The sequence below is a fragment of the Ferrovibrio sp. genome (genome assembly GCF_036381655.1).
Classification (GTDB): domain Bacteria; phylum Pseudomonadota; class Alphaproteobacteria; order Ferrovibrionales; family Ferrovibrionaceae; genus Ferrovibrio.
Genome location: NZ_DASVCJ010000062.1, coordinates 46,373 through 55,159, shown reverse-complemented (window position 1 = coordinate 55,159; position 8,787 = coordinate 46,373). Strand labels below are relative to the sequence as shown.

Below are 8,787 nucleotides of genomic sequence, written 5' to 3'. Positions count from 1 at the left end.
GGTGCGCCAGGGGCCCGATGAATCGTCACATCGGTGAACGCCACCCCCGCGCCGAATCCTGTGCCGAGCGCCTTCAGCACCGCTTCCTTGGCCGCGAAGCGACTAGCCAGGCGCTCGATCCGATTGATCCCGTCACCGATTTCATCAAGTTCTGCTTGTACGAAGCAGCGGGGAATCAGCGGATCGCGCGGATCGTCAATCCATCGCTGCAACTCCGCGATAACCACCAGATCAATGCCGTGACCTATGACGTTCAACCGGGGCGTCTTTCTTCAAGGGCGCTTTATGAATCGCAGAATTCTTTGATGTGATCATAACGAGGAGGGGGAGATTAAGCGATGACGATGCCGCTGACTGTCTTCTGGAGTGGAGAGACACTTCAAGACCGACTCAAGGATCTGATCGCGCCATTCTCGCCGGACCGCGTGGATTGCGCAGCCTATACCCTCGCGATCGGCCCCGAAATGTATGTCTCTCCCAATGACCAAGCTGCCGACCCGACCACGGTTACTGTCCGCAGACTGGGCGAAGGTGAAGGATTCGCGATCCCGCCCGGTCAGTTTGCATTTCTGCTGACAGAGGAGGTTGTCTCGGTTCCCGCAAACGCGCTGGCCTTCATCTCGATCCGCGCTAAAACCAAGTTCCGCGGTCTCGTCAATGTTTCGGGATTCCATGTCGACCCGGGCTATCGCGGGCAACTCACCTTTGCGGTCTTCAATGCGGGCCCGGTGCCGGTCCATCTGAAGCGCGGCCAGGCGATATTTCTGATTTGGTATGCGAACCTCGATTGCGAAACCACCTTCAAGAAAGACGGCGTCCTTCACACTGGCATCGATCCCGAGATCATCAACGCCGTGTCTGGAGAGCTCCAATCAGTCGGCACCAACCTTGCGGATCAACTGCATAACACTGTTCGGAGAGCAAGGGCCCCCAAAATTCGGGTCCCTTGCGATCGCTTCAAGGCGGCGCGGGTTATCCGGCAGCAGGCCCCAGAGGAAGTTTTCGACTATTCTACGCTGCGCACGGCCGCGCCTGCCCGGCCCCGCCATTCCGAACCGGGGAAGCGAGATGGATACTGGGATCGCGACGTCGTAGCCGTCGGCGTACTCGAAAAAGATGCCCGCTTCGTCCTGGATGAAGTTGCCGGCATGGACGCCATGCAAATAGGCCTGCAGGATCATTTCGGTCGCCGGAAGCGAGCAATATGTTCGTCGATGTCGACCATCGGGCGGGACGGTGGGCGGAGATCCCGATCGGTCCGCATCATGTGCTCGTCGGTCATCAGCCCGACATCGAGCACATTCAGGATCGCGAACAGGGTGCCGACTCGGGGGTCGGCGTTTCCGTTCTCGATGTCGGAGATCGTCGCCTGGCGGACACCGACCCGGCGAGCGAGGTCGGCCTGAGTCATGTTGCGCTGTTGCCGCTTGGCCGCGATTAAGTCGCCTATGTCTTTGATAGATCTAAGCATGGAGTCAGCATATACGGTTTGCCGTATAAGTCAACGTGAATACGCTTTACCGTATTTATGCGGTTTTCCGTATACTTGGCAGAAAATACGGTATTCCGTATAAGTCACTCCCGAAATGCGTCGCTCCGGCATAGTCGTCATTTTGCTGCTGCAGCGGTGCCGATCGGCTGATCCAGATTACCCGGCCGACAAGACGGCTGCTGCTGCTGATCATCAGCATGGCGATGGTGCTGATCACCATGAGCAACATGCCGAAATTACGATCATCAGGTGACCGTGATGGCGGTACAGGTGATCGGACCAGCAGACACCCTCGCTAACGATCACAACGACGCAAGCCATCGTCTGCGAACGACTGACAAGGCGGCTTTGCCATGAGCAAACGAAGCTCTATCGCCGTGGCTCAGTGAGTTTGTGGATCAGCTGCGCCAGCATGAGCCAGCCATGCCCTGGCACCTTGTAGAGGAGCAAGCCGACCGATCCGACGAGCGAGGCGATAAAGGGCCATTTCAGGTATAGGAACGGATTGCTGTACAGCTCATCGAGCCGAACCCTGTCGAACACATTGTTGGGATCGAGACCGCGCGCTTCCGAATACGTCTGGATGCCGTCAGGCAAGTAAATGAAGCCGGTGACGAAGGCAATCGAGATGATCATCATCAGCAAGATCGTTGAGCGACTCATTGCATGCCTCCATGCATCATGTCTGCCGTACGATTTTGCATAACGAAGCGACTCCTTAAAATAAAAGAATTTTGGACTGCTACAGTCCAAAAATATTCAGCCGCCGCTTCGTGCCGCCCGTTGCTACTTCGGCGACCCTGCCATGAGCCCTTCGTTACAATCAGATCCGGATATCCGGCTTCCTGCCGAGAGCATCTGAAGATCAAAAGGCTTTCCGCTTCCTTTTGGCTGCGTCATTCTAATGCTGGCGCGTTCTGCTTGCGGGCTGGCTGAAAGAATGTTGGCACGACCCTAAACTTGATTGCCTTCTCCAGGTTTATGGCATCCTGTTCCCGGAAGTTGCTCTCCGCAATTCTGGCCGCGACGAGTTGTCCATAAGAGGTGCTGGCCTGCACCTGGTCGATTAGCCACTCCCCGAGAATGAAGCAGGCCCTCTTATGGAAGTTCTCCCGCTTCTTGTTATCGCGCTGCCGCTTCTGCTCGTCAGCTGCCGCAATACGCTCAAGACGAGATATCATTTTCAGAACGCGGGGATCATTAGCGGCGGCCAGCTTATTCATGGTCCGGTTGATTTTGTTCTTCGACATCTGGGAAACTCCATGGTTCATTTTACAAGTGGAAGGCCAAGTTCGGCGGGATGGAAGTTTCCGACGCCCGCAAGCTGAAGGCGCTGGAGGAGGGAAACCGCAAGCTCAAGAAGCTGTTGGCGGAGTCGATGCTCGATGCCGCTACGCTGAAGGAGATGTTGGGAAACAACTTCTGACGCCCAGGTCGCGGAAATCAGCTGTGAGCTGGGCGATCCACCACAAGGGTTATTCGCAGCGCCGGGCCAGCCGGCTGATCGGGCTGCCGCCAAAAACCTATCGCCGCGTCAGCCGCCGGTCGGACGACGCAGCCTTGCGCGAGCGGCTGCGGGACCTGGCCGATCAGCGCCGTCGCGTCGGCTACCGCCGGCTTGGCCTGTTGCTGGCCCGGGAGGGCATCCAGATGAACCACAAGAAGCTCTACCGGCTCTACCGGGAGGAACGGCTGGCCGCAAGCGGGCACTGGGGACGCGGGCACCGATGGTGCTCCCGCAACGGGTCAATCAGCGCTGGTCGCTGGACTTCCTGTCCGATGCCCTGAGCGACAGCCGTCGCTTCCGCATCCTGGCCGTCGTCGACGACTTCACGCGGGAATGTCTTTGCCTGGTCGCGGACACATCGCTGTCGGGGATGCGGCTCGCCCGCGAACTGGACGCAATCGCCGCTCGCCGCGGCTACCCGAAGCTGATCGTCAGCGACAACGGCAGCGAGCTGACCTCAGTCTCTATGCTGCGCCGGCAACAGGAATGCCAGGTCGAATGGCACTCCATCGCGCCGGGCAAACCCACGCAGAGCACCTCAGGGCTTATGCTCTGCGCAGCATTCGCTCGACCCGGAGGCGATGATACCCAGCGCTACGTACTGTTTCTCGGAGCTGACGAAAATCGTTCACCCCGAACGCGATGGCCGCCTTTAAGGGGCTGGCGAATGTCGCGTAGTACACCCAGCGAATTCCTTCCGGCAGCGCAGCATTCTGGCGTCGGTCCGTGATCACCACGTCGCGCGGATCACCGGCGTTACGAAAGACATGAAACGTAGACCAATCTGGCCGCCGGTAGCGCGCCGCCTTCATGAACGGGATGGATTGAACCTTTACGTCGCTCTGATCGAGACCCCAGCCGCGGTGTTCCATGATCTGTCGCACCATGTGCCCGACCATTTGCTTGACTCGGTCAGCCAGGATCGCCTCGCCGAATTCCTGGAGAAGTTGTTCCTCGATCCCTTCAACCGTCGGCTTGCTCAACTCCGACGCCGTCTCGAGCCGAACAATGGTCTCCGGCCGAACCAAGAACGACCAGAGGCGTTGGCCGATATCGCTCTCAAAGAGCGATGCGAATTTTTCAGGATTGTAGATCAACATGAGGCGCTCTTTTTGACCGGCCAAATATGCCCGGTCTTATGAGGCATTCAACTAACCCAAGGATTCTTGCAGAAACCGGGATTTTTGCCTAATTCCCTGCGCAGTAAATATGGGTTTTTTCAGAATATTCAGTTTGAGAGGTATATTTACTGTGCAGTGAAGAAGGTTTAATGATTGGACATGAAACTTGAGCGCGACCTCATCGAAGGCGTTTTGGAAACCCTTCGGACTCTGCCGGATGCTCATATAGAGCCGGCGCAGTCTGCATCGGGAAGGCGCGACAAAGGCTATGACGCCCGGATCGATCTCCATATTGGAGACCGATCAATATGCCTTCTCGTCGAGGCTAAGCGCGCTGTTTATCCAAGGGATGTACGAGAGCTCGTCTGGCAGATCCGCCGTTACATGGAGCCTGGCGCGCCGGATGCCTCTGCGGGACAACGAGTCCCCCTCGTTGTCGCCGAGGCGATCTCGCCGGGGGCGAAGGAATTGCTTCGCGAAGAGCAGGTCGGATATTTCGACAGCGGGGGAAGTTTCTTCCTGCCGGCGCGAGGAGTCTACGTCTACATAGAAAAGCCTCCGCCTAAGACTCTCGCAAAATCGCTGCGGTCGTTGTTTTCTGGCCGCCGAGCCCAAGTGCTTCACGCTCTTCTCATGCATCATCATAAGTGGGTGAACGTCAAAGAACTGGCCGAGCAGTCGCATGCATCGCCTGCAACGGTGTCGCAGGTCATGACCGAACTTGAGCGATTTGATTGGCTCGACATGCAGGGGCGGGGACCGAGCAAAGAGCGGTTGCTCCGAGAACCAGGTGCCTTGCTGGATGCTTGGTCCAAGCAGGTCGCGGCGAACCGCCCTCCTGCGCTCCGACGCTACTATGTGCCGGCGACCAAACCATTGGATTTGCCCGGACGCCTCGGTCGCGCGCTGGAACAGCATGATGTTGCCTATGCGATTACGCATGAAGCGGCGGCACAACGCTATTCGCCCTATCTCTCAAGCGTGTCGCAGGTGCGGTGTCGGCTCACGCCTGGACGCGCGGCGGACGAGGCGCTCGGCACTCTGGATGCGCGCGTTGTAAATGAGGGGGCCAATCTCGCGGTCATTGAGGTGAAGTCGTCAGGTGAGCTGTTGTTTCGAGAAAAGCTCGATGACGTGTGGCTGGCCAGCCCCATACTGGTCTATCTCGACCTTCTGCGCAGCGAAGGTCGCGCAAAAGAAATGGCGGAGTACTTACGACACGAGAGGATCGGGTTCTGATGGCCAAGCCCGCCACCCTTGATGGATACACCGACCAATACACCTTGGATTGCGAGCGCGTTCTAGTAACGCTTCTCCGTGGCCTGGGGCCGTGGAAAGATTCCGTCTTTCTGGTCGGTGGCCTCACGCCGCGCTATCTCATCAAGGCGCGGCCGCCCGATGTGCCGCGGCACGCCGGCACCCAGGACGTCGATATCGTTATCGACCTCCAGATTCTTGCTGACACCGAGGCGTATCACACGCTTGAGGATAATTTGCGTAAGCTCGGATTCGAGCGTGCGACAAATGACAATGGTCAGAAGCAGTCGTGGCGCTGGCAGACCCGGACAGAACACGGCGCCTTGATGATTCTCGAGTTGCTCGCCGACGCTCCGGACATCGTCGGCGGCAAGGTTCAGCCCTTGCCGACAAACGGTAGGATCTCGGCCCTGAATATTTCGCATTCTTCGATCGTCTTCGACCTGCATCAGGCAGCGGAAATCCAAGCCGAATTCCTGGGCGGCGCGGGAATCGCCGTCGCCAAGCAGGTCGTCAGTCGTAAGGCGGCTTGTGCCAGCCCTTGGGCGACAGCGTGAAAATCTCGTAGCCGGTCTCGGTGACGCCGATCGAATGCTCGAACTGCGCGGAGAGGGAGCGGTCCTTGGTGACCGCCGTCCAGCCATCGGAGAGCAGCTTCACCTGCCATTTGCCGGCATTCACCATCGGTTCGATGGTGAAGAACATGCCGGCCTTCAGTGGCACGCCGGTGCCGGGCTCGCCGTAATGCAGGATGTTGGGCGGCTCGTGGAAGATGCGTCCCAGCCCATGGCCGCAGAAATCGCGCACCACCGAGAAGCGCTCCTTCTCGACGAATTTCTGAATCGCGTGGCCGATATCGCCGGTCGTCGCGCCCGGCTTGACCACTTCGATGCCGCGCATCATCGCTTCATGGGTGATGTCGCAGATGCGGCGTCCCTTCACCCCGACATCGCCGAGCAGGAACATGCGGCTGGTATCGCCATGCCAGCCGTCCAGGATGACGGTGATGTCGATATTCATAATGTCGCCGTTCTCGAGGACCTTATCGCCCGGGATGCCGTGGCAGACGACATGGTTGACCGAGGTGCAGATCGATTTCGGAAAGCCGCGATAGCCCAGCGGCGCCGGCACGGCGCCATGCTCGACGATGAAATTGTGGCACAATTCGTCCAGCTGTCCGGTGGTCACGCCGGGCACCACATAAGGGGTGATGAAGTCGAGGACCTCGGCCGCCAGCCGGCCGGCCTTGCGCATGCCCTCGAAATCCTCCGGCTGATGCAGGCGGATGGCGCCGGGACGGAAGTCGTCGTCCTGATCGGCTTCGGCATAGGCGCGCGCGAGATTCTGATTCACCGTTCTATTCCAATACGTTGCTGACCAGGGGCAGGGGCCGTTCGATCGCGACCCCGGCCCGAGCGACCTGACAGGCGTAACATAGTGCCTCGACACCCTTATTCCTAGCCTCTCTGAAGGCGGCCGCATAGCCGGGATCGCAATCGGCGGCGATGCCGAAGCGGCTGCAATCGCTGCGCTGGACGACGTACAGCATCACCGCCCGGGCGCCGGCGGCGACCATGGCCGACAGCTCGCGCAGATGCTTGGCGCCGCGCTCGGTCACGCAATCGGGAAATTCGGCCAGGCCCGGCTGCCGGCTCCAATGGACGTTCTTCACCTCGACATAGCAATCCGGCCGGGAGGGTCCGTTGCCCTCGGCGGCGGTCAGCAGGAAATCGATGCGGCTGTTGGCGCCATAGGCGACTTCCGGCCGGTGGCTGGCATAGCCCGCCAGTTCCGGGATGCGGCCGGCCGCTAGAGCTTCGGCCACCAGGCGGTTCGGCAGGCTGGTGTCGATGCCGACCAGACCGCCGCCGGTTTCGGTCAACACCCAGCCCCAGTTCAGTTTCCCCTTGCCGGGTTTCAACCAGATGCGGCTGCCGGGACCGTGCAGGCCCAGCATGGCGCCAGGATTGGGGCAATGCACGGTCTCGACATGGCCATCGTCGAAGCGGACATCGGCCAGGAAACGCTTGTAGCGGCGCAGCAAGGTGGCGGGGGTGAGCGGAGCGGAAAAATCCATCCGCCCGCTATAGCCGCGGCCCACCGGCCAGGCAACGGCGCGGGGCGGCGGCCGGGGCGCTGGCCTGTCGCTCCGGCCTGTCGCTCTGGTCCGTCGCTTTGGCCCATGCTATGCCTGCGCCATGATGGAAGCGCCCGACGGTCAGCCTGAAAACAAGCCGCCCAAGATCGTCACGGCGGCCATGCTGGTGATCGGCAACGAAATCCTCTCGGGCCGCACCCGCGACGCCAACATGTATTACCTGGCTGGCCGGCTGACCGAACTCGGCATCCGCCTGATGGAAGCCCGCATCGTGCCGGACAATGAGGCGATGATCGTCGCCGCCGTGAACGATCTGCGCGCCCGCTACGATTATGTCTTCACCTCGGGCGGGATCGGCCCGACGCATGACGACATCACCGCCGATTGCGTCGCCAAGGCTTTCGGGGTCGGGGTCGGCATTCAGGCCGAAGCGCGCCGGCGCCTGGAGGCGCATTACGAACCCGGCATGCTGAACGAGGCGCGGCTGCGCATGGCGCGCATCCCCGAAGGCGCCACGCTGATCGACAATCCGGTCTCGGCGGCGCCCGGGTTTCGCATCGGCAACGTGCTGGTGATGGCGGGCGTGCCGGCGATCTTCCAGGCGATGGTGGCCAGCGTGGCACCGCAACTGACCGGCGGCGACCGCCTGCTGTCGCGCACGGTGATCGCCCAGGTGCCGGAGGGCGCCGTGGCGCAGGATCTGGGTGCGCTGCAGCAGGCCTATCCGGATGTCGATATGGGGTCCTATCCGGCCTTTCGTGGCGGCAGGGCATCGACCGCCATCGTGCTGCGCTCTACCGATAAGGCGCGGCTTGACGCCGCCGCGGAAGCCATGCATGGCATCTTCCGGCGGTTCGGCGGCGAACCGGTTGAGAATGAGATCGTCTGATGCGTCATCTGCTTTGCCTGCTGTTCGCAATCGCGCTGGCGATGCCTGCCCTCGCTCAGAATGAACCTTCCGAGCCGTCCTCGGCGCCGGATGCGATGCCGAAGGAACTCATGCCAAGCTTGACGCCGCCGCCGCGGTTTCTGGCCAGGGACTTGACCGCCTCTTGCGAAGCGGCCGACGGTTCGGCGCGGCAACTCGGCTGTTTGCGCTATCTGCAGGGCGTCACCGCGATGTATGACCTCATCGCCGCCGAAGGCAAGGATCCGGGCTGGTTCTGCACGCCGCGCGATGCGCCGTCGAACATGCTGCGTCAGCAGTATCTCGGTTGGGCCAGCGAGAATGCCGACCAGATGAACCTGGATGCGATCCAGGCGGTGCGGCTGGCATTGACAGATGCGTTCCCCTGCCAGGAATAGCACACGG

General features: G+C 60.6%; 13 protein-coding genes and 2 pseudogenes. 7 read left to right on the top strand and 8 right to left on the bottom strand.

What is annotated here, in order from left to right:
* Both VF194_RS19900 and VF194_RS19840 read left to right on the top strand, forming a co-directional pair.
* Positions 1-311 (top strand): hypothetical protein (locus tag VF194_RS19900; protein ID WP_330891643.1); only part of this gene is annotated, 311 nt, incomplete at its 5' end.
* A gap of 27 nt (positions 312-338) precedes the next feature.
* Positions 339-767 (top strand): annotated as a pseudogene (locus VF194_RS19840) (dCTP deaminase domain-containing protein); the annotation flags it as partial.
* 105 nt (positions 768-872) lie between these two features.
* Here the strand turns inward: VF194_RS19840 and VF194_RS19835 are convergent.
* The 5 genes from VF194_RS19835 to VF194_RS13205 form a co-directional block, all read right to left on the bottom strand.
* Positions 873-1,181, bottom strand: coding sequence for a HipA N-terminal domain-containing protein (locus tag VF194_RS19835; protein WP_414656103.1), 309 nt, complete (start codon positions 1,179-1,181; stop codon positions 873-875).
* A complete protein-coding gene (locus VF194_RS19830) occupies positions 1,178-1,411 on the bottom strand; it encodes a helix-turn-helix domain-containing protein (RefSeq protein WP_414656102.1) in 234 nt (77 codons plus the stop codon). Before VF194_RS19830 ends, VF194_RS19835 begins: the two co-directional genes overlap by 4 nt.
* 115 nt (positions 1,412-1,526) lie before the next feature.
* A complete protein-coding gene (locus VF194_RS13215) occupies positions 1,527-1,712 on the bottom strand; it encodes a hypothetical protein (RefSeq protein ID WP_330891641.1) in 186 nt (61 codons plus the stop codon).
* A 149-nt stretch (positions 1,713-1,861) separates the two neighbouring features.
* Positions 1,862-2,131 carry a hypothetical protein gene (locus VF194_RS13210; protein WP_330891640.1) on the bottom strand — a complete coding sequence of 90 codons (270 nt, stop codon included), beginning with the start codon at positions 2,129-2,131 and terminating at the stop codon, positions 1,862-1,864.
* A gap of 257 nt (positions 2,132-2,388) precedes the next feature.
* A complete protein-coding gene (locus tag VF194_RS13205) occupies positions 2,389-2,742 on the bottom strand; it encodes a hypothetical protein (RefSeq protein ID WP_330891639.1) in 354 nt (117 codons plus the stop codon).
* Between the two features lie 17 nt (positions 2,743-2,759).
* Here VF194_RS13205 and VF194_RS19825 point away from each other — a divergent pair.
* A pseudogene (locus VF194_RS19825) lies at positions 2,760-3,534 on the top strand (DDE-type integrase/transposase/recombinase); the annotation flags it as partial.
* A gap of 10 nt (positions 3,535-3,544) precedes the next feature.
* On the opposite strand, the gene VF194_RS13195 reads toward VF194_RS19825, so the two are convergent.
* Positions 3,545-4,099, bottom strand: coding sequence for a hypothetical protein (locus VF194_RS13195; RefSeq protein ID WP_330891638.1), 555 nt, complete (start codon positions 4,097-4,099; stop codon positions 3,545-3,547).
* 180 nt (positions 4,100-4,279) lie between these two features.
* Between VF194_RS13195 and VF194_RS13190 the strand changes: the two genes are divergently transcribed.
* On the top strand, positions 4,280-5,359 hold the full coding sequence (locus tag VF194_RS13190) for a hypothetical protein (RefSeq protein WP_330891647.1): 1,080 nt from the start codon (positions 4,280-4,282) through the stop codon (positions 5,357-5,359).
* Positions 5,359-5,934, top strand: a complete 576-nt coding sequence (locus VF194_RS13185; RefSeq protein WP_330891637.1) for a hypothetical protein — start codon at positions 5,359-5,361, stop codon at positions 5,932-5,934. The genes VF194_RS13190 and VF194_RS13185 overlap by 1 nt, the downstream gene beginning before the upstream one ends.
* Here VF194_RS13185 and map read toward each other — a convergent pair.
* Positions 5,891-6,631 (bottom strand): type I methionyl aminopeptidase, encoded by a 741-nt coding sequence (map, locus tag VF194_RS13180; protein ID WP_330891646.1) that lies wholly within the window; start codon positions 6,629-6,631, stop codon positions 5,891-5,893. The two genes, VF194_RS13185 and map, sit on opposite strands and share 44 nt — an antisense overlap.
* Positions 6,632-6,734: 103 nt before the next feature.
* Positions 6,735-7,454, bottom strand: coding sequence for a DNA/RNA nuclease SfsA (gene sfsA / locus VF194_RS13175; RefSeq protein ID WP_330891636.1), 720 nt, complete (start codon positions 7,452-7,454; stop codon positions 6,735-6,737).
* Between the two features lie 121 nt (positions 7,455-7,575).
* Between sfsA and VF194_RS13170 the strand changes: the two genes are divergently transcribed.
* Together VF194_RS13170 and VF194_RS13165 are read left to right on the top strand one after the other, a co-directional pair.
* On the top strand, positions 7,576-8,364 hold the full coding sequence (locus VF194_RS13170) for a competence/damage-inducible protein A (protein ID WP_330891635.1): 789 nt from the start codon (positions 7,576-7,578) through the stop codon (positions 8,362-8,364).
* On the top strand, positions 8,364-8,780 hold the full coding sequence (locus VF194_RS13165; protein ID WP_330891634.1) for a Rap1a/Tai family immunity protein: 417 nt from the start codon (positions 8,364-8,366) through the stop codon (positions 8,778-8,780). Before VF194_RS13170 ends, VF194_RS13165 begins: the two co-directional genes overlap by 1 nt.
* Positions 8,781-8,787: the final 7 nt, after the last annotated feature.